19 protein-coding genes are annotated in these 20,217 nt (G+C 70.5%); 10 read left to right on the top strand and 9 right to left on the bottom strand.

The window, feature by feature from the left end:
- Positions 1–94 precede the first annotated feature (94 nt).
- Positions 95–958, bottom strand: a complete 864-nt coding sequence (locus ACWDEW_RS16405) for a phosphotransferase enzyme family protein (protein WP_450513429.1) — start codon at positions 956–958, stop codon at positions 95–97.
- A 171-nt stretch (positions 959–1,129) separates the two neighbouring features.
- Here ACWDEW_RS16405 and ACWDEW_RS16400 point away from each other — a divergent pair, with 171 nt between their 5' ends.
- The 6 genes from ACWDEW_RS16400 (at position 1,130) to ACWDEW_RS16375 (ending at position 6,070) form a co-directional block, all read left to right on the top strand.
- Positions 1,130–2,080 (top strand): carbohydrate ABC transporter permease, encoded by a 951-nt coding sequence (locus ACWDEW_RS16400; protein WP_450513427.1) that lies wholly within the window; start codon positions 1,130–1,132, stop codon positions 2,078–2,080.
- Positions 2,081–2,130: 50 nt separating this feature from the next.
- Positions 2,131–2,964: a carbohydrate ABC transporter permease gene (locus ACWDEW_RS16395; RefSeq protein ID WP_450513425.1), complete on the top strand. Its 834-nt coding sequence runs from the start codon at positions 2,131–2,133 to the stop codon at positions 2,962–2,964.
- Entirely contained in the window at positions 2,964–4,247 is a 1,284-nt protein-coding gene (locus ACWDEW_RS16390) for an ABC transporter substrate-binding protein (protein WP_450513423.1), read from the top strand. The genes ACWDEW_RS16395 and ACWDEW_RS16390 overlap by 1 nt, the downstream gene beginning before the upstream one ends.
- Before the next feature lie 375 nt (positions 4,248–4,622).
- Complete coding sequence (gene erm / locus ACWDEW_RS16385; RefSeq protein WP_450513421.1) at positions 4,623–5,402, top strand: ErmE/ErmH/ErmO/ErmR family 23S rRNA (adenine(2058)-N(6))-methyltransferase; 780 nt, start codon at positions 4,623–4,625, stop codon at positions 5,400–5,402.
- A 105-nt stretch (positions 5,403–5,507) separates the two neighbouring features.
- The gene (locus ACWDEW_RS16380) at positions 5,508–5,825 is read left to right on the top strand and encodes a hypothetical protein (RefSeq protein WP_450513419.1); all 318 of its coding nucleotides are present in this window, start codon (positions 5,508–5,510) and stop codon (positions 5,823–5,825) included.
- A 23-nt stretch (positions 5,826–5,848) separates the two neighbouring features.
- The gene (locus ACWDEW_RS16375; RefSeq protein WP_450513417.1) at positions 5,849–6,070 is read left to right on the top strand and encodes a hypothetical protein; all 222 of its coding nucleotides are present in this window, start codon (positions 5,849–5,851) and stop codon (positions 6,068–6,070) included.
- A 101-nt stretch (positions 6,071–6,171) separates the two neighbouring features.
- Here the strand turns inward: ACWDEW_RS16375 and ACWDEW_RS16370 are convergent, their stop codons facing one another.
- Positions 6,172–8,415, bottom strand: a complete 2,244-nt coding sequence (locus tag ACWDEW_RS16370; protein WP_450513415.1) for an MMPL family transporter — start codon at positions 8,413–8,415, stop codon at positions 6,172–6,174.
- A 399-nt stretch (positions 8,416–8,814) separates the two neighbouring features.
- On the opposite strand from ACWDEW_RS16370, the gene ACWDEW_RS16365 reads away from it, so the two are divergent.
- From ACWDEW_RS16365 to ACWDEW_RS16350, 4 genes are read left to right on the top strand one after another with little or no spacing between them, the layout of a single operon-like run.
- Positions 8,815–9,363, top strand: a complete 549-nt coding sequence (locus ACWDEW_RS16365) for a DUF1697 domain-containing protein (RefSeq protein ID WP_450513413.1) — start codon at positions 8,815–8,817, stop codon at positions 9,361–9,363.
- 46 nt (positions 9,364–9,409) lie between these two features.
- A complete protein-coding gene (locus ACWDEW_RS16360; protein ID WP_450513411.1) occupies positions 9,410–10,432 on the top strand; it encodes a ketopantoate reductase family protein in 1,023 nt (340 codons plus the stop codon).
- A 25-nt stretch (positions 10,433–10,457) separates the two neighbouring features.
- On the top strand, positions 10,458–11,090 hold the full coding sequence (locus ACWDEW_RS16355) for a TIGR03086 family metal-binding protein (protein ID WP_450513409.1): 633 nt from the start codon (positions 10,458–10,460) through the stop codon (positions 11,088–11,090).
- Between the two features lie 55 nt (positions 11,091–11,145).
- A complete protein-coding gene (locus tag ACWDEW_RS16350; protein ID WP_450513407.1) occupies positions 11,146–11,763 on the top strand; it encodes a mycothiol-dependent nitroreductase Rv2466c family protein in 618 nt (205 codons plus the stop codon).
- Between the two features lie 179 nt (positions 11,764–11,942).
- Here the strand turns inward: ACWDEW_RS16350 and ACWDEW_RS16345 are convergent, their stop codons facing one another.
- From ACWDEW_RS16345 to cysD, 7 genes are all read right to left on the bottom strand, one after another.
- Positions 11,943–14,429, bottom strand: coding sequence for a GTPase-associated protein 1-related protein (locus ACWDEW_RS16345; RefSeq protein WP_450513405.1), 2,487 nt, complete (start codon positions 14,427–14,429; stop codon positions 11,943–11,945).
- A 104-nt stretch (positions 14,430–14,533) separates the two neighbouring features.
- On the bottom strand, positions 14,534–15,277 hold the full coding sequence (locus ACWDEW_RS16340) for a sirohydrochlorin chelatase (RefSeq protein WP_450513403.1): 744 nt from the start codon (positions 15,275–15,277) through the stop codon (positions 14,534–14,536).
- Between the two features lie 10 nt (positions 15,278–15,287).
- A complete protein-coding gene (locus ACWDEW_RS16335) occupies positions 15,288–16,166 on the bottom strand; it encodes an ABC transporter permease (RefSeq protein WP_450513401.1) in 879 nt (292 codons plus the stop codon).
- The gene (locus ACWDEW_RS16330; protein WP_450513399.1) at positions 16,153–16,935 is read right to left on the bottom strand and encodes an ABC transporter ATP-binding protein; all 783 of its coding nucleotides are present in this window, start codon (positions 16,933–16,935) and stop codon (positions 16,153–16,155) included. Before ACWDEW_RS16330 ends, ACWDEW_RS16335 begins: the two co-directional genes overlap by 14 nt.
- 37 nt (positions 16,936–16,972) lie before the next feature.
- A complete protein-coding gene (locus ACWDEW_RS16325) occupies positions 16,973–18,085 on the bottom strand; it encodes an aliphatic sulfonate ABC transporter substrate-binding protein (protein WP_450513398.1) in 1,113 nt (370 codons plus the stop codon).
- 229 nt (positions 18,086–18,314) lie between these two features.
- The gene (locus tag ACWDEW_RS16320) at positions 18,315–19,643 is read right to left on the bottom strand and encodes a sulfate adenylyltransferase subunit 1 (RefSeq protein ID WP_450513397.1); all 1,329 of its coding nucleotides are present in this window, start codon (positions 19,641–19,643) and stop codon (positions 18,315–18,317) included.
- Positions 19,644–19,645: 2 nt separating this feature from the next.
- On the bottom strand, positions 19,646–20,217 hold a 572-nt coding region (gene cysD / locus ACWDEW_RS16315; RefSeq protein WP_450513395.1), incomplete at its 5' end, for a sulfate adenylyltransferase subunit CysD.

Raw genomic sequence — 20,217 nt, 5'->3', positions numbered from 1 at the left:
GGGGCAGCGCCCCAAAGGGGCGCGGGGAACTGCGCGACCAGCCACACCGGACCGTCGGTCGCCCGAATCCCTGTTGCCCCCGATCAATAGGCGCTCAGAACGGAAACCACCGCACCGTCTCGTCCCCGTCCCGCAAAGACCCCACCCGACGCTCGAACTCGGCCAACGCCTCAGGGTTGCTCGGCGCATGCTGGGCAACCCAGGCGCAGCTGGCCGTCTCCCGGGCACCGCGCAGCACCCCGCAGCCGTCCCACTCCCGCACGTCCCAGCCATACGCCTCGGTGAACGAGTCGTAGGCCCGGGCCGGGAAGCCGTACCGGTCGCGGGACAGAGCCATCACCACCAGGTCGTGCTCGCGCAGATCCGCGGAGAAGGTCTCCAGGTCGACCAGAACCGGCCCGTCCGGACCGACGTGCACATTGCGGGGCAGCGCGTCGCCGTGGATCGGCCCCGGCGGCAGATGGGGCGTGAGCGCGGCGGCAGCAGCCGCGAAACCGTCGCGACGCTCCCGCAGATACGCCGAGTCCGCCGGATCGATCGCGTCGCCCGCGAGTCGCAGCCAGCGCTCCACACCGCCCAGCAGCTCGCGGGGCGGGAGTTCGAAGGAGGGGGAGGGAAGCGCGTGGACGAGGCGTAGCAGTTCGGCCAAATCCCGGGGTTCGGCCGGACGTACGGAATCGGCCAGCCGGTGCCACACGGTCACCGGGTGTCCCTCGACGAGGCGCGGCTTCGGGTCGGCGGCCCGCACCGCGGGCACGCCCGCCTCGGCCAGCCACACCGCGACGTCCAGCTCGCGCCGCGCACGGTCGAGGAGTTCGGCGTCGCGGCCCACCTTGACGACCAGGTCACCGGCGGCGAACACCGCGTTCTCGCCGAGGGCGAGGAGCCGCGCGTCCCGCGCCGGAGCGGACAGTACGTCCGCCGCGGCCAGTACGTCCCGGGCCCGTGCCTCGTCCATCGTCCGCCTCCGTGTCGTCCCTGTGCGTGTGCGTACGGCGTCGGGTTCCCGCCATCCGACGGCCAGTGTCGCATTCGCACAGGTGGGACGGCATGCGAGGTGCCTTGACGAGGCACACGGCCTTCACGACCATGACGGGGCCCGACCGGGCCGTGCAAAGGGGCTGATTCCATGACATCGGTGACGGGGGTATCGGTGCCGGAGGTGCGGAGACCGCCGGGCCGCGCGCGCAGCCGGGGCCGGCAGGGGCGCGGCTCCGACCACGCGGCCTGGTTCCTGGTGTTGCCCGCCCTGATCCCGATCCTCGTGCTCAGCGTCGGCCCCCTCCTCTACGGCGTCCTGCTCGCCTTCACCGACTCCCAGTCGGGCCGGACCGCGCCAACGCAGTGGATCGGCGGCCTCAACTTCCGGGACCTGTTGCACGACACGCTGTTCTGGGAGTCGTTCCGTATCGGGCTGGTGTGGGCGGTCGGGGTGACCGTGCCGCAGTTCCTGCTGGCCCTCGGCCTCGCCCTGCTGCTCAACCAGGACCTGCGGCTGAGATGGCTCGCCCGTGCGCTGGCGATCGTCCCGTGGGCGATGCCCGAGGTCGTCGTCGGCATCATGTGGCGGATCGTCTACAACCCGGACGCCGGCATTCTCAACGAGACCCTGCGCAACGTCGGCCTCGGTGACGGCCGGGACTGGCTCAGCAGTCTGTCGACCGCACTGCCCGCCGTGATCGTCGTCGGCGTCTGGGCCGGCATGCCCCAGACGACGGTCGCCCTGCTCGCCGGACTGCAGAACACCCCGCGCGAACTCCACGAGGCGGCGGCGGTCGACGGCGCCGGAGCCTGGCGCCGCTTCCGCACGGTCACCTGGCCCGCCCTCAGACCGGTGGCACTGTCGATCACGGCCCTCAACCTGATCTGGAACTTCAACTCGTTCGCCCTGGTCTACGTCCTGACCAGCGGCGGACCCGGCGGCCGCACCCGGCTGCCCATGCTCTTCGCCTACGAAGAGGCCTTCCGCTACGGCCAGTTCGGGTATGCGGCGGCGATGGGATGCGTGATGGTCGCGGTGATCTCGGTGCTGCTCGCCGTCTTCCTCGTAGGCCGACTTCGGGGAGGAGACGACTCGTGAGAACCAGGACCAGGACCAGGACCAGAACCACGACCAGCAGCACCACAGGCTTGAGAACGAGCACCGGGGCGCGCGCCGGACAGTACGTCGCCCTGCTCGCGTATCTCGTCTTCCTCGCCTTCCCCTTCCTCTGGCTGCTCTCCACCGCCTTCAAGTCCCCGCGCGAGCTGGGCAGTCTGCACCCCACCTGGATCCCCCGGCACCCCACCCTCGCCAACTTCCGCCAGGCCTTCGACGAACAGCCGCTGCTGCACGCCGCGTCGAACTCCCTGCTCGCCGCGCTCGGGGCCGCACTGATCGCCGTGGTGATCGCGACACCGATGGCGTGGGTCATGGCCCGGCGCCGCACACTGCTCGCGCGGGCCGCCACCGGGTGGGTGGTGGTCAGCCAGGCGTTCCCGTTCGTGCTGGTGATCATCCCGCTGTTCCTGGTGCTGAAGAACCTGCGGCTGATCGACTCACTGGCCGGGCTGGTGCTGGTCTACGTGGTGTGGTCGCTGCCGTTCGCGCTGTGGATGCTCGTCGGCTATGTCCGGGCGGTACCGGCCGAGTTGGAGGAGGCGGCGGCGGTCGACGGCGCCGGAAGACTCCGCACCCTCGTGTCGGTGACGGCACCGCTGCTCGCGCCCGGCATCGTGGCGACGGCGCTGTTCGCGTTCGTCACCGCGTGGAACGAGTTCTTCTTCGCACTGGTCCTGCTCAAGACCCCGGAGCACCAGACCCTGCCGGTCGTCCTCACCCACTTCATCGGCGCGGAGGGCGTCGCCGACCTCGGCCCGCTCGCCGCCGCCGCGTTCCTCGCGACCCTCCCCTCCCTGCTCGTCTTCGCCCTGATCCAGCGCCGGATCACGGGCGGCATGCTCACCGGGGCGGTGAAGAGCTGATGCGCCCCCGCTGGATCCTCGCCCTCGCCCTGACCCTGCTCCTCGCCGGCTGTACGGGCGGCGGCGGAGACAACTCCGCGAACGGCAGGATCACCCTCCGCTTCCAGTCCCTCGCCTGGCAGGAGGAGTCCGTCACCGCCAACAAGGAGTTGGTGAAGGAGTGGAACGCGACCCATCCGGACGTCAAGGTCGACTACGTACAAGGCAGTTGGGACAGTGTTCACGACCAGCTGCTCACCTCCTTCGAGGGCGGTGAGGCGCCGGACATCATCCACGACGCCTCCGACGACCTCGCGGACTTCGCATACGGCGGCTACCTCGCCGACCTCCGGGACCTGCTCCCGGCCCGGCTCAAGTCCGAGATACCGCAGCGCAGTTGGGAGACGGCGACCTTCGGGAACGGGATCTACGGCGTGCCGTTCCTCCAGGAACCACGGGTACTCGTCGCCAACGCGACCTGGCTGAAGAAGGCGGGCGTACGCATCCCGACCCCCGAACACCCTTGGACCTGGCCGGAGTTCAGGGCCGTCACCCGGCAGCTGAGCGGTGACGGAAAGTACGGCGTGGCCTGGCCGCTGAAGGAACCCGTGTCCGCCACGCTCAACCTGTCTCTCTCGACGGGCGGTGAACTGTTCCGGCGGGGCGCGGACGGCAAGGTGACTGTCCGCTTCGACGCGGCCGACCAGGTCGTCCCCCGCACGATCCACGACCAGGCGGACGTGGACCACAGTGCCTCGCCCACCACCCTCGGCAGCGGCGGCTCGGACACCCTGCCCGGGTTCTTCGGCGGCAAGTACGCGATGGTCCCGCTCGGCTTCTCCTACCGCCAGCAGATCGCGCAGCAGGCGCCGAAGGGCTTCGACTGGCAGGTGCTGCCCGCACCCGCCGGCGTCGACGGCCTGGCCCAGGGCGTCAGCCCGCAGACCCTGTCCATCGCCGAGGACAGCCCGCACAAGAAGGAGGCCGCCGAGTTCGTCGACTTCCTCCTCCAGCCCAAGAACATGGTCCGCCTGGCCCTCGGCGACTGGATGCTCCCCACCGGCACGCAGGCCCTCAAGGACCCGGCCCTGCACACCACGAAGGACGACTGGGCCACCGGTACGGCACTCGCCGACGACCTCGTCCCGGCTCCCGCACAGTCGGTACGCGGCTACCCGGAATGGAAGGACAAGGTGGCCACCCCGGCCTTCCAGGAGTACTACAACGGCGCGATCACTCTGACCGGCCTACGCCAACGCCTGGAGAGGGACGGCAACTTGGTGCTGGCGAGATATCAACGATGAGACGAGGCCTTCAGGGGCGCGGGGAAGTGCGCGACCAGCCACAACGCACCCGCACCCGCCGAACAACCACACCAGCCTCCCCGGATGGCGTCTCCCACCACGAAATTCCGTTGCCCCACGCCATGCGACGCCCTAGCGTTCCTCACATGTCAGCCGCGAACGCGATCACGAACTCCGGTCTCGGCCGGAGCTGCACGTATGCGATCCGCATGCGCCGCGGCCCCGGTGCCCTGACCGGCCCGGGCGCCCACGCCCGCTGACACCTCCGCGGACCCGACTCGACGCTCGTCCGGTCCGCGGTCGGTTCTCCCTGTTCTTCCGGTCGGGGCCTTCGTCTGCCCGTATGCCCTTCACGGAAGACAAGGACCGCAGGCCATGGCCCGCCCCACCCGCGTTTCCCGCGCGCTCTCGCAGAACTTCCTCGCCGACCGCGCCACCGCAGAGTTCGTCGCCCGCCTGGCCGTCCCCCACGGCCACCAGATCCCCCTCCTCCTCGAAGTAGGCGCGGGAAAAGGCGCGTTGACCGCGAAACTCGCGCCCCACTGCCACGAACTCCACGCCCACGAGATCGACCCCCGACTGGTACCGAAACTCCGCACCCGCTTCGCGGAGACACCCCAAGTGCGGGTCGTCGCCGGTGACTTCATGGACACCCGGCCCCCACGCACCCCGTTCGCCGTAGCCGGGAACGTGCCCTTCTCCCGCACCGCCGACATCGTCGATTGGTGCCTGCGCGCCCCCGCCCTCACCGACGCCACCCTCCTCACCCAACTGGAGTACGCCCGCAAACGCACCGGGGACTACGGGAGTTGGACCCTGCTGACGGTACGCAGCTGGCCGCGCCACGACTGGCGGCTGGTCGGACGGGTCGACCGGCGCCGGTTCAGTCCCGTGCCGCGCGTCGACGCCGGGATCGTTAGGATCGAACGGCGCCGGACCCCGCTCCTCGAACCCGCCGAACTGCGCGGCTGGCGGCACCTGGTCGAGCTGGGCTTCTCGGGAGTGGGCGGCTCGCTGCACGCCTCGCTCCGCCGGGCACACCCGAGGCACCGCGTGGACGCCGCGTTCCGTGCCGCACGCCTCGACCCGCACGTCCTCGTCGGCGAGGTGTCGCCGGACCACTGGCTAAGGCTGCACAAGGAGTTGACGTCGTAGCCCCACCGTGCTCCGTATGATGCCCGGGTTCTGGCACAGGCGTGACTCATGGCCTGGCGAGGGCCTCCGGGCTCGGGCCGGGCCATGTATCGCGAGGAGAGAGCAGTGGATCGGATCAAACGGATGTTCTTCGCCATTGATCGGGCCTTCGGTGGGCATCTGCCTCCGTCCGAGGCCCGCAAGCGAGCCGTTCGGCATCCGCTGCCCTTCGGTCTCGTCGGTGCCGTGTTCTTCGGCGGGGTGGCCGCGTGGGCGATCGGGCGGATCGATCTCCCGGCAGTGCTGTACTCGCCGGCCATGGGCACGCTCGCCGGCCTGGCCGTCGTCCTTGAGCGCAAGCGGATGATCCACTACGGCTTTCTGCCCCGCCCGGACCGTCCGGACCGCCTAGACCGGTCCGACCCATCGACACCTACGAGTTGACCGACCAGGGGAGCCGACCGGAAGTGCAGGACAAGATCATCGGTCTGATGGACGAGCACCGTCGTAGGAACGGGTTCCTGACGCTCGCCGGAATGGCCGCACTGGCCGAGACGAACACCGTCTTCGATGGAGCCGGCCTGGCCCGCGGGATCCGGCTGGAGGCCGGTGAGGTGGTGAACGGCCTCGGTGACTTCGTCGCGGCGAGCGTCGAGCGCCAGCTCGCCTACCATCCGCGGAGCACGTGACGAGCAGGACGCCGAACCACCGGGTCCGGACAGGCCGGACCCGGTGGGCGTACGTCCCTTTGCTGTGCCCTGGACACGAACAAGTCCTCAGCTCAACGGAGTTACACCCGCACCGGCTCTCCCTCGCCCGCCACAGTGGACGTGATCTCCTCCGGCGACTCGTCGTGCGTGAGGTCGGGAAGGCGGTGGAGCCACTTCGGGAAGTACCAGTTGCGCTCGCCCAGCAGCGCCATCACCGCGGGGAGCAGGACGCCCCGGATGACCGTGGCGTCGATGAGGACCGCCGCCGCGAGGCCCACGCCCATCTGCTTCATGGACTGCATGGACAGCGTGCCGAAGATCGCGAAGACGGCGACCATGATGATCGCGGCGCTGGTGACGACGCCCGCCGTGGTGACCACGCCGTGCTGGATCGCGTCCCGTGTCGTACGGCCGCGCAGCCTCGCCTCACGGATGCGGGAGACGACGAACACGTGGTAGTCCATCGACAGGCCGAACAGGATCACGAAGAGGAACAGCGGCAGCCAGGTGACGATCGCGCCGACACCCTCCGCGCCCACCAGCGAGGCGCCCCAGCCGTGCTGGAACACGCCGACGAGGATGCCGTAAGCGGCGCCCACCGAAAGGAGGTTGAGGGCGATCGAAGTGATCGCGACCGTCAGCGAGCGGAACGACAGGAGCATCAGCAGGAAGGCGAAGACCACGACGAACGCGAAGACCGGGACGACCGATCCGAGGAGCTGGTCGTTGAAGTCGTGCGAACCGGCGACCTGCCCGGTGATCGGTGCCTCGACCCCGTCGACCTTGCCGAGGGTGGCGGGCCGCACGTCGTCGCGCAGTTTCTCCAGGCTCTTCGCGGCCTTGTCCTGGTCGGAGCCGCCGACGAGCGGGACGTCGACGAAGGCGACGTTCTGCGCGTCGTGCAGCTTGATGTCGACCGGGCCGAGCGAGGCGCCCGAACTGACCGCCTGCGCCTTGAAGTCGGCCAACGCCTGCTTGACCTCGGGGGAGTTGATGTCCTTGGCCCTGACGACCACCTCGGCCGGTTCGGAGCCGCCGGGGAAGGCGTCGTTGACCCGGTTGTAAGTCCCCACGATCGGGAGGGAGTTGCCGAACTCCTGGTCCAGGGTGAGGTTCTCGGTCTTCATGCCGAGTGCGGGAGCGGCGATCGCCAGCAGCGCGCCGGCCGCGACCAGGACGGAGACGAGCGGCTTGGCGAGCACGCCCTTGAGGACGGCGGTCCAGAACCGGCTCTCGCCGTTGCCCCGGCGGCTGCGCCGGCGCAGGAACGGGATACGGCCCTTCTCGACCCGCTCGCCCAGCAGCGAGAGCAGCGCGGGCAGTACGGTCACCGAGCCGACCATGGCGACCGCGACGACCATCAGCGAGGCCAGGCCCATCGCCTCGAACTCGGCGAGCCCGGTGAACAGCATGCCCGCCATCGCCACGCACACCGTGACCCCGGAGACGATGATCGCGCGGCCACTGGTCGCGGCGGCGATCCGCAGCGCGGCCCCGGCGTCCCGGCCGGCCTCGCGCTCCTCGCGTTCGCGGCGCAGATAGAACAGGCAGTAGTCGACGCCGACGGCCAGACCGACCAGCAGCATCACGGAGTTGGCGGTGTCGCTCATCGGCTGGACGTGGCTGACGATGCCCATCAGACCCATCGTCGCGATGATCGCGGTGAGGGCGAGCGCCACCGGCAGCAGCGCCGCGACCAGCGCGCCGAAGGCGATCAGCAGGATGCCGAGGGCCACGGGTACGGCGGAGTACTCGGCCTTCTTGAAGTCGTCGCCGAACGCGTCCTTGTACTGCTTCGCCATGCTGGCGCCGCCGATCTCCTCGATCCGCAGCGAGTCGTGGTCCTTCTGCACCCCGGCGACGGCCTTCAGCACCGGCTCCACCCGGTCGCCCGCGGTGTCCGAGTCCCCGCGCATGTCGAACTGGACGAGCGCGCTCCGGCCGTCCTTCGAGATCGTCTTCGTGTCGTAGGGCGAGGTCACGTCCGTGACCTCGCCGGTGCCGTTCACCGCCGTGACGACCGCGCCGACCGCGGAGCGGAACTCGGCGTCCGTGGAGGTGAGCGCCCCGTCCTTCGACTGGATCAGGATCGTCTCACTGGCCGGCTCCTTGATCCCGGCGTCGTCGATGATCCGGGCGGCGGTGTGCGTCTCGCCCTTCAGCTGGTCGTTCTCGTCGACGTCCACCCGGCCCGCCGCCGAACCGATTCCCATCGCCAGCACCACGAACAGCACCCAGATGCCGACCGCGGCCCACCGGTGCCGGGCGCTCCAGCCGCCGGCCCGGGCGGCGAGACCCCGCACCCGCGAATCTCCGTTCCCCATGACGGGCTTGCCCCCTTGTGCACGGTGACAGCCCCCTGCCGCCACCTCATGGATCGAAGATATGTGCGGAATAAGAACGGCCCCTCGTGCTGACCGGTGAAGTACCGGCGGCGCGGCTCCTCCGCACGGACCCCGGGCCCTCACCACTGGGGAGGACAGCGGCCCCTTACATCTATCCGGGCGTCTCGGGGGTGGCGATCAGGGTGTCCGATGCGTCGGCAGGGGTCCGCTTTGTTATTAAGGAACCTTGTTGAACAAGTCACAGGTGCTTGTAGGTGTGCCCGTAGGTGTTGATCCGGAGCCACCTCATCCGCGAGAGTTTCCGCGCACCCGCGCACCACAGGAAGCGGCCGTCGTGCCCACCCCCACGGGGCACGAAGGCCGCTTTATGGTGTGCGGATGACGACGACGTATGCGGCGCTGCTGCGCGGGATCAATGTGGGCGGCAACAAGAAGCTCCCGATGGCCGAGCTGCGCACACTCCTCGAAGGCCTCGGACACGGCGACGTCCGCACCTACCTCCAGAGCGGCCAGGCCGTGTTCACGAGCGGCCACGGGGACGAGGACTCCCACGCGGCGGAGATCGCCCGGGCCATCGAGGAGCGGTTCGGCTTCACGGTCGACGTCGTCGTCCGCGACCACGCCTACCTCAAGGCCATCGCCGACAACTGCCCTTTCCCCGCCGCAGAGTTGGAGGCCAAGCAGCTCCACGTCACCTACTACTCGCAGCCGGTCGCCGAGGACCGCTTCGCGGAATTCGACCGATCCGCCTTCCTCCCCGAGGAGTTCCGCCTCGGCGACCGCGCGCTGTACCTCTACGTCCCCGACGGCCTCGGCCGCTCCAGGCTCGCCGTCGAACTGGCCCGGCCGCGCCTGAACAAGGGACTGATCGCCACCACCCGCAACTGGAACACCGTGGTCAAACTCGTGGAGCTGACCGGCGGTTGAGATCCCTCCTGGAGGGAGAGATCCACTCTGTGCGAGGCTCGTCCCCATGCGCTACATCATCATCGGAGCGGGGGCGGTCGGCGGAGCCGTCGGTGGCCGGCTGGCCGGGACGGGCTGCGAGGTCGTCCTCGTCGCGCGGGGTGCGCAACGGGCCGCGCTGGCCGGGCACGGACTGCGGCTCAAGGTGCCGGACGGCGACTCGACCTACCGGCTGCCGGTCGTCCAAGAGCCCGCGGAACTCGGCGAGTTGAGGCCCGACGACGTCCTCCTGCTCGCCGTCAAGACGCAGGACAGCGAGACCGCGCTCGCGGCCTGGGGACCCGCGCCGGTCGCCGGCGGCGGTACGGCCGCCGAACGGCTGCCCGTCGTCTGCGCGCAGAACGGGGTGGAGAGCCAGCGCCTGGCCCTGCGTCGCTTCCGGCGGGTGTACGGCGTCTGCGTCTGGCTGCCCGCGACCTTCGTCGAACCGGGCGTGGTCGCCGCCGGGGGTGCTCCCCTCACCGGCATCCTGCACCTCGGCCGCTATCCCCACGGCACGGACGAGACCGCCCGGCTGATCGCGGCCGACCTGGAGAAGTCGAGCTTCGAGGCGCCGGTCGTGCCCGACGTCACGCGCTGGCAGTACTCCAAGCTGCTCGGCAATCTCGCCAACGCGATCGAGGCGGTCTCCGGGCCGCTCGGCAGCGAGGAGAGCTTCGTGTTCCACGGGCGGGTGCGGGCCGAGGGCGCGGCCGTGCTCGACGCGGCCGGTATCGCGTACGCGAGCGACGAGGAGGCGGAGGAGGCGCGCGGCGACAAGATCCGGCTCGTGGAGATCGACGGCGCACCGCGCGGCGGCGGCTCCTCCTGGCAGTCGCTGAACCGGGGCACCGGCACCATCGAGGCCGACTACCTCAACGGCGAGATCGCGCTGCTGGGGCGGCTGCACGGCGTACCGACACCACTCAACGACCTGCTGCAACGGCTCGCGAACGACTTCGCACGCGAGCGCCGGGCAGCCGGTTCGCTGCCGTTCGACGAGCTGGTCCGCCTCGCCGACGAGGCTGTCGCGTTTGTTCAAGAGTCCTGACGGCGCGCTGCCTAGCGTGGGGCACATGACCGACGACGACCTGCACCCGGACCGAACGAACCACCACGACCTGCACCCGTACATGATCGAATGTGCCGCCGAGGCGGCCCGGGTCGCGCGCGGTGTCCGTGCGACCCAGCTCGACGACCCCACGCACTGCCCCGACTGGGACGTCCGCGCGATGGTCAACCACTGGGTCCTCTACACCTCGCACGGCCTGGAGCACCGCGCCCTGCGCAAGCAGCTCTCCGAGGAACTCACCGCCCGCGACTTCACCGCAGACCCGGACTGGGCACGGGCCTACGCCGCCCAGCTGGACCGGGCCGTCGCCGCCTGGGCCGACCCGGCGGTGTGGGAGGGCGAGGTCGACCTCGGCATGGCGAAGATGCCGGCCGACGAACTCGCCGCGATGATCATCAAGGAGCTGGCGGTGCACGGCTGGGACGTCGCCACGGCCACCGGCCAGGAGTACCGCGTCTCGGACGGCGCCGCCCGCCTCGTCCTCGACGTGGTCGAGAAGCACGGCGCGCTCTACCGCCAGTACGACGGTTTCGCCGACCCGGTGCCGGTACCGGACGACGCCCCGGTGTTCGAGCGGGCCCTCGCGTCCAGCGGACGGGACCCGAGGCAACGGGCCATGAGCGAATTGGACCACTGAGATACCGGGTGATTGGACCGAGTATTCGGCCCAATCGACGGCTAGCGTTCCGTGTATGAGCACTGACACCGCCGTCCGCGTCGACTTCTACTTCGACCCCGCCTGCCCCTTCGCCTGGATCACCTCCCGCTGGCTGCTGGAGGTCGAGCGCGAGCGCCCGCTCGACCTCCGCTTCCACGCGATGAGCCTCTACCTCCACAACATCGGCAACGAACTCCCCGACTGGTACCGGGAGTTGGTCGACAAGTCGATCGGCCCGGTCCGCGTCGCCGTGGCCGCCGCCGAACAGCACGGCGACAAGGTCCTGCGCGACCTGTACACGGCCTTCGGCGTCCGCATCCACGAGCGGCGCCACGACGACTTCGACGCCGTGATCGCCGAGTCCCTCGCCGAACTCGGTCTTCCCGCCGCCCTCGCCGAGGCCGCCCACGATCCGTCGTACGACGACGCCGTGCGCCGCAGTCACGAGGCGGGCGTCGAGGAGGAGTCGGGCGGGTACGTGGGCACGCCGACCCTGCACGTCGACGGGACGGTGTGGTTCGGCCCGGTGCTGCGGGCCATTCCGCGCGGCGCGAAGGCGGCCGAACTCTTCGACAGCTTCCGGGTGTTGGCCACGCACCCCGACCTCTTCGAGCTGAAGCGGACGCGTACCGGGGGACTGTCCTTCGACTGACTCCGGCGAGTTGAAGTCGCCCAGTGACATAAACGCGGCGAGTGACGCAGTACGGAGAGCGACCCCCGCGACACGGCTCACGCCGGCGGGGGCCGTGCTACGGACGGGCCGTCCGGGGTCCGACATCACAGGGGAGTGCCGGACTTCGGGCGGCGCCTCCCCGCCGGCCACCGGGCCGGTCACACACCGGGATGTTCCGCACGCCGGCCCCGCCCCGACAGCCGTCCCGCGAGACGCCCGAGCGTGCCCGGGCGGTTCCAGGCACGGAACGCGTCGAGTTTGCCGCGGCCCGAGCGGTCCAGCGCCGCCTCGACCTCGCCCTGCTCCCGCGCGGACAGCGCCCGCACGACCGGCCGCAACACCTTGGCCAGCAGGGCGCTCCGGGTCTCGTCCCAGCCGGGATACGTCCCCGGGAACGCGGTCCAGTCGCGGAACCGGTCGGCGAGATACCCGGGGTCGGCCCGCAATCGGTCCCCCACCCGCTCCGAGCGGGCCGCCCGCTCGTACGCCGCGAGCAGCCGCGGCTCGCCCGAACGGGCCAGCGAGTACAGCTCGTTCTCCGGTGCCGCCCCCTCCAGAAGCCGTGCCGCCAGGGCCTGGAAGGCGCGTTCGGCGACGGTGTCCGGCACCGGATCGGCGACGGCGCCGGCCGTGAGGTCCAGCACCCGGCCGACCCACTCCTCGCCCTCGCTCCCGGTGCCCAGCCGCCCGGTGAACTCCAGCAGGAGCAGGGCCGTGCGCCGCCCCGGCCCCAGTTCCGTGGTGAAGCAGCGCAGCAGATCGGTGGCGAGCGCCGGAATGCCGGGGTCGTCCGGGGGAGCGGCGAGCGCCGCCTCGATCAGCAACTCCCGGGTGCCGGCGGCGCGGTGGGTGTCGGAACCCAGTTCCTTCAGCAGCAGGCCCGCCTCCGCGCCGGTCGGCAGGTCACCACCGGGCCAGGTGAGGCGGAGAGCCGTGCGCAGCACGGTCGGATCGGCGTGCGGCGAGATCCCGGCCATGCGGAGCAGACCGTGGAACCGGTCGAGCCGGTCGTCCGACCCCTCCGGTGCGACGCACATCCGCAGATGCGGAAAGCCGGACTGCTGGAGGTCCAGCGGCAGCCCCGAACCCTTCAACACCCTTGCCGCGGCCGCCGGTTCCGCGGCGGCGAGCGTGTCGAGCGAACCGAACAGCGCGACCCGCAGCCCGGGGTGGGTGTGCACCGCGTCCAGGAGCGCGGGCGGACAGCCCACGCCGGGAGTCCCGCCGTTCGACGGGGACGCCGCCGAGGCGTTCACCAACTCCCGCGCCAACCGCTCGGCCAGCTCCGGCAGTTCGTCCTGGCAGTCGACGTCGAGCAGGTCGGCGGCACGCAGCAGCGCGAGGGGCCGTCCGGCGGCCGGTTCGGCCGTGTCCGCGATCCCGGCCCGCAGGGCGGGTGCGAGATCGCGGGCCAGGTCGTCGTGGTCCCGCGCGGTGAGGGAACCGGCGCGCAGAGTGGGTACCGGCCCATGGGCGAGGACCGCCGACGCCAGCACCCGCGCGGCGAGCGGCGCCGACACCGCGGCCGTCACCCGTCCGTCCAACCGGGCCAACAGCGCGGCCAGCGCGACGAGTTCGGCCTCACCGGGCAGGGTCTGCGAGGGGGAACCCAGGTGCGGCACCGGACCACGGCACAACCCGGCCACCAATGCCGTCAGCCTCTCGTCCGGCACCACGCCCACCTGCTCGGCCGCCCAACTCGCCGCCGCCGCACGGGCATCCGTACGCAGATCGACCCCCGCGACGAGAGCGCTCACCGTCAACGGGCCCAGATCGTCTGGGGCGTTGTGGAACAGATCGGGGCGGCCCGCGCGCCAGACGCGGGCGCACACCTCGGCCCAGGTGTCCGTGACCGGCCCGGACGGCCGTCGGCCCGCACAGTTGTGCACCCGGTAGCGCCCGTCGTCGGTGACGGGCTCGGAGGACGGCAGCACGCCGACGAGCTGGTGACGGACCTGCCGAGGGTCGCGGGTGTACGTCGTGAAGGTGAGCCGGTGCGCCTGTTCACGCGGCAGGACCGTACAGGCGAGGGCGATCCAGCGGGCCACGTCGGCGCTGTCCTGCTCCACCACCACGATCTGTCCGGCACCCGGGTCCGCGGCCACCGCCCGCAGATCGGCGAAGAACGCGGCGAGCCGCTCGGCCCGCGACACCGCGAAGGGGACCAGCGCCTCCCCGCGCAGCAGCCCCGACGGTTCGAACCGGTCGACGGGACCGGCCCTGCCGTCCGGGGGAGTCGCCTCGGCCCAACGCGGCGACTCCCACGTGGAGATGGGCAGGACACCGTCCGGCAGCCGGGTCCCGGTCGGCAGCAGAACGGCGTGCGCGTGGAAGGAGACCGGGCCCCCGGCCCAGTCCGTGCCGGTGCACACGGAACGGCTCAACAGCCGCCCGCCGTCGGCGAGTTCACTGAAGCTGAAGACCGTCGGGAATCTCTTGAGCTGCTCCGCGTCGGGCTGCTGCGGGCTGTCGGGCGGTGGCTCGTACCCGAGGAGCCGCTCGGCCTCCCGCAGTACCCCGGGCGGCACCTCCGCGCCGACCGCCGTGAACCGGGGGCCGGAATCCTCGGAGCCGGACGGCGCCGAGGCGTAGTGCAGCTGGGCCGGCGCAGGCCCTTCATGATGCCCGAACTCCTGACCCGCCACGTCTACTTGCTCCCCACTAGCCCTCAGAGGCACCATCCCAGCAGATCCGGGAGCCGGGGGAGACCCCTTTCCGGGAATCCGGGCAGGTGGGAACCGTGAAGACGCTACGCTCCGACGGCCGTGAGCGCCGGAGCCAGGGCCGCCGCGTCGTAGCGCTCCAGCAGCACCCGCGCCACCTCCGGCGCCGGACCCAGCACCTCGGCGAGCACATCCGCGCCCGCCGCGCCCCGCGCGATGCGGTCGGGGAGGAAGCCGGGGGCCAGGACGTAGGGGGCGACGGCGACGCGTTCGCAGCCCAGGGCACGGAGTTCCCGTACCGCGTCCTCCGTGCGCGGCAGGGCCGCGGAGGCGAACGCGGGCCGTACCGCGCACCAGCCGGTACGCCGCCACTGGTGCGCGAGGTCCGCGATCACCGCGGTCGCCTCCGGGTCGGTCGACCCCGCCGAGGCCAGCACGATTCCGGTCGAGGACTTGTCGGCGGGCGTCAACCCGGCCTCGTACAAACGCCGTTCGAGAGCCCGCAACAACAACGGAGACGGGCCCAGTACCTCCGCCTGCCGGATCCGCAGCCGTGCCGGTGCCTCCCGCAGGACCGCGGGGATGTCCGCCTTCGCGTGGAACGCGCGGGTCAGGAGGAGGGGGAGCGCCACCACGTCCCGCACGCCCTCCGCCGCCAGTGACTCCAACACCCCCTGCACGGAAGGGATGTTGAAGTCCAGGAAGCCGACCTCCACGCGCAGCCCGGGCCGCCGTGACCGTACCCGCCGGACCAGGGCGTGGACGGTCGCGGCGTGCCGCGGATCGCGGCTGCCGTGGGCGATGACGAGGAGGACCGGCCTCTGGTGCACGGGAATCAGCTCAGCTCTTCACCAGCAGACCGCGGCTGCGCAGTACCCACCGCTCCAGCGGGCTGAAGATCAGCAGGTCGATGGCGATACCGACGAACAGGATCAGGATGATGGCCTCGAAGACCATCGCCATGTCGCTGTTGGTACGGCCGTTCTCCAGCAGTTGGCCGAGACCCACGCCCAAGTCCGGGAACTGGGCGATGATCTCCGCCGCCATCAGCGAGCGCCAGGAGAACGCCCAGCCCTGCTTCAGGCCGGCCACATAGCCGGGGAGCGCGGCGGGCAGGGTGACGTGCCAGATGCCCTTGACGCCGGTCGCGCCCATCGTGCGGCCCGCCCGCAGGAACAGCGGCGGCACCTGGTCGACGCCGGAGACCAGGCCGTTGGCGATCGAGGGGACCGCGCCGAGCAGGATCACCGCGTACATCATCGAGTTGTTCAGACCCAGCCAGATCACGGCCGGCGGCACCCAGGCCACCGACGGCAGCGACTGGAGGCCGGACAGGATCGGGCCGATCGCCGCGCGGACGAACTTCACCCGCGCCACGATCAGACCCAGCGGGGTGCCGATCAGCAGCGCGAAGAAGAAGCCCAGCAGACCGCGCGAGACGCTGGTCCAGATGTAGCCGAGGAGATCGCCCTGCAGCCAGGCGTTCTTGAACTCGGTGCCCACGGCACCCGGCGAGGGCAGCTTGCTCGGGTCGTCGACGATCGGGGTCAGGATCAGCCAGACGACCATCACCACCGCGAGGGCGACGATCGGCGGGAAGATCTTGTTGACGAAGGTCTGCCGGAAGCTCGGACGGCCGGTGACCGTGGTCTCCAGGGCGTCGAGGCCGGCCTCGACGCTCCCGGCGTCCTTGACCGTCGTCGTCTCAGTGCTGGCCATGACGGCGGATCTCCCCACGCAGTACATCGGTGATCTCAAGGGACAGTTCGGCCACGGGCGCGTCCTCGATGCGGCGCGGCTGCGGGATGTCGACGGTCCACTCGCGGGCGATCCGGCCGGGCCGCGATGACAGCAGGATCACCCGCTGGGCGAGCCGTACCGCCTCGCGCACGTTGTGCGTGACGAACAGGACCGAGAGCCCCGTCTCGCCCCAGATGCGCGTCAGTTCGTCGTGCAGGACGTCCCGCGTGATGGCGTCCAGGGCCGCGAACGGCTCGTCCATCAGCAGGATGCGGCTCTCCTGGGCGAGCGCGCGGGCCATGGCGACGCGTTGCCGCATACCGCCGGACAGTTCGTGCACCCGCTTGCCGTACGCGCCCGGCAGCCGGACCAGTTCGAGCAGTTCCTCGGTCCGGCCGCGTCGCTCGTCCTTCGGAACTCCTCTGAGTTTCAGGGCGAGTTCGATGTTCTTGCCCGCGGTGAGCCACGGGAACAGGGCGTGCTCCTGGAACATCAGGGCGGGGCGGCCGTCCGTGGTGATGGACCCGGTGGTGGGCCGGTCGAGGCCCGCCACCAGGTTCAGCAGGGTGGACTTGCCGCAGCCCGAGGCCCCCAGGAGGGTGACGAACTCGCCGGGCGCGACATCGATGGTGATGTCGTCCAGGACGAGCTGCTGCCCGCCCGGCGTCGCGAAGGACTTCGAGACGTGCTCAAGGCGTGCCGCGTGCTCGACCGACGCGGTGGTCTCCTTGGCGAGGGTCGTGGCCATGGTCGTCACCTCCTGGGAAGTCATCGGGATCCCTCGATCAGCTCGTGCCGAGACCGGCGGCGTCGACCGTGCTCTCACCGTCGGCCTTGAGGACCTTGTTGAGGAGCGTGAGGTCGTAGATGCCGCTCAGGTCGGGCTTCTCCAGCAGGCCGGCCTTCACCGCGTGCGCCGCCTCGGTGTTGAGCGTCGAGGCCAGCGGGTCGTTGGTGAACTGGATCGAACTCCACGCCGGGTCCAGGACGTTGGCGGGCAGCGCCTTGCCGGAGTCGGCCTCCAGTTGCTTGTTCGCCGCGGCCTTCGCCTCGGTCGGGTTGGCGTTGATCCACTTGTTGGCCGCGACCGAGCCCTTCAGCACCGCCTCGACGACCTTCGGGTGCGCCTTCAGGAACTTCTGCGACACGATGATGTTCGTGATCACGAACTTCTTGTCGGGCCACAGCGTCGACTCGTCGAGCAGTACCTTGCCGCCCTCGGCGACCAGCTTCGACGCGGTCGGCTCCGGCACCCAGGCGCCGTCGATCGAACCGGCCTTGAAGGCGTCCGGCGTGATCTTGTTGTCGGTGCGGACGACGGTGACATCACCCTTGCCGCTCTGCGCGTCGACCTTCCAGCCCTGGTCCGCGATCCAGTTGAGGAACGCCACGTCCTGCGTGTTGCCCAGCTGAGGCGTCGCGATCTTCTTGCCCTTGACGTCCTTCAAGGACTTGATCTTCTTCGGGTTGACGACCAGCTTCACGCCGCCCGACGCCGAACCGCCGATGATCTTCAGGCTCTTGCCGTCGGACTTGGTGTAACCGTTGATCGCCGGGGAGGGGCCGATCCAACCGATGTCGATGGAGCCCGAGTTGAGCGCCTCGATCTCGGACGGGCCGGCGTTGAAGGTCGCGTACTCGGCCTTGGTGGCGCCCAGTTCCTTCTGGAACAGACCCTGCTCACGGCCGACGAGCGCGGTCCCGTGGGTCAGGTTGCCGAAGTAGCCGATCTTCACGGAGGCGAGACCGTCGATCTTGGAGGACCCGGCGGCGACCTTCTCCTTGGAGTTGGTGCTCTTGGAGTCCGACCCGTAACCGCACGCGGCGAGGGTGAGCAGAGGGAGCGCGGCGACCACGGCTGTGCCGCGGCGCAGAAGTGTTGAGCGGTTGACAGGCACGGGAGGGGTTCCTCTCGTTGGCCCGGCGGTCACGGTCTCAGGTCGTGGCCGGGAGGTCGGCAGGTCTTCGTCGCGTCCGGGACGGCGGGTGGGGGGACGGGGCGCGCAGGCAGTGCGCGTACGTCAGCCCGCACATCGCGCCACTCCGCCCTGCCCGCTGCCGAGGGCGCCGCTGCCGACCCGGCCGCCCTCCTTCGCGAACGTGGAGTAGAAGTCCCTGGACGTCATGTCAGAAGTCCCAACCGTCGTCGTCCGTACCGTCCTTGACGGGCTCCGGCGCCGCGAACGACTCCCCGACCATGCCGGCGGTCAGCGTGGTGCCGTCCGCCGGGTCGATCAGGATGAACGATCCCGTACGGCGCGAGTCCGCGTACGAGTCCACCGGCAGCGGCTCCGCGGTGCGGATCTTCACGCGGCCGATGTCGTTGGCGACGAGCTGTCCCGGGTGCGGGTGCAGGGACAGGTCGTCGAGCGTGAGGCGGGACGGGATGTCCTTGACGATCGCCTTGACCGTGCGGGTGCCGTGCTTGAGGAGGACCCGGTGGCCCACGGTCAGCGGCTGGTCGGCGACATGGCAGACGGTCGCCTCGATGTCCTGCGTGGTCGCCGGGGCGTCCTTGCTGGGCACGATGAGATCGCCGCGCGAGATGTCGATGTCGTCCTCCAGGAGGACGGTCACCGACTGCGTGGTCCACGCGGTGTTGACCGGCTTGCCGAGCAGGTCGATGCCGGAGATCCTCGTGGCCCGCCCGGACGGCAGCACCGTGACCGCCTCGCCCACACGGAACGTACCGGCCGCGATCTGGCCCGCGTACCCCCGGTAGTCCGGCAGGTCGGCGCTCTGCGGCCGGATCACGTACTGCACGGGCAGCCGCGCGTGGCAGTGGCTCAGGTCGTGCGCGACCGGCACCGACTCCAGGTGCTCCAGGAAGGTCGGCCCGCCGTACCAGTCCATGTGCGCGGACGGCTCCACCACGTTGTCCCCGGCCAGCGCCGAGATCGGGATCGCGGTGATCTCCGGGACGCCCAGCTCGCTCGCGTACGCCGTGAACTCCTCGGCGATCGCCGCGAACACGGACTCCTTGTACTCGACGAGGTCCATCTTGTTCACCGCGAGCACCACGTGCGGGACCCGCAGCAGCGCCGCGATCGCCGCGTGCCGCCGGGTCTGCTCGACGACTCCGTTGCGCGCGTCGATCAGGATCACCGTCAGCTCGGCGGTGGAGGCACCCGTCACCATGTTGCGGGTGTACTGCACGTGACCGGGGGTGTCGGCGAGGATGAACCGGCGCTTGGGCGTGGCGAAGTAGCGGTACGCCACGTCGATGGTGATGCCCTGTTCCCGTTCGGCGCGCAGGCCGTCGGTGAGCAGTGCGAGGTCGGGTGCGTCCTGGCCGCGGTCGGCCGACACCCGTTGTACGGCTTCGAGTTGGTCGGTGAGGACCGACTTGGAGTCGTGCAACAGCCGTCCTACGAGCGTGGACTTGCCGTCGTCGACCGAACCGGCCGTCGCGAACCGCAGGAGGGTCGTCTCGGTGAGTTCCGTGATGGTGCTCATGGTTAGAAGTACCCCTCGCGCTTGCGGTCTTCCATCGCGGCCTCGGACAGCTTGTCGTCGGCGCGCGTGGCGCCCCGCTCGGTCAGCCGGGAGGCGGCGATTTCGGTGATGACCTGCTCCAGGGTCACCGCGTCGGAGTCGACGGCGCCCGTGCAGGACATGTCACCGACGGTCCGGTACCGGATGAGCCGCTTCTCGACGGTCTCGGCCGCCTTCGGCCCGCCCCACTCACCCGCGGTCAGCCACATACCGCCCCGGTTGAAGACCTCCCGCTCGTGCGCGAAGTAGATCTGCGGGAGTTCGATGCCCTCGCGGGCGATGTACTGCCAGACGTCCAGCTCGGTCCAGTTGGACAGCGGGAAGACGCGGACGTGCTCACCGGGCGCGTGCCGCCCGTTGTAGAGGTTCCACAGCTCGGGCCGCTGCCGGCGCGGGTCCCACTGCGAGAACTCGTCCCGGAGGCTGAACACCCGCTCCTTCGCCCGGGCCTTCTCCTCGTCCCGACGGCCGCCACCGAACACCGCGTCGAACTTCTCGGCCTGGATCTTCTCCGTCAACGGCAGCGTCTGGAGCG

Source organism: Streptomyces sp. NPDC001100 (genome assembly GCF_053598575.1).
The sequence above is the reverse complement of the archived record's forward strand: the minus strand, read 5'-3'. Positions and strand labels throughout refer to the sequence as shown.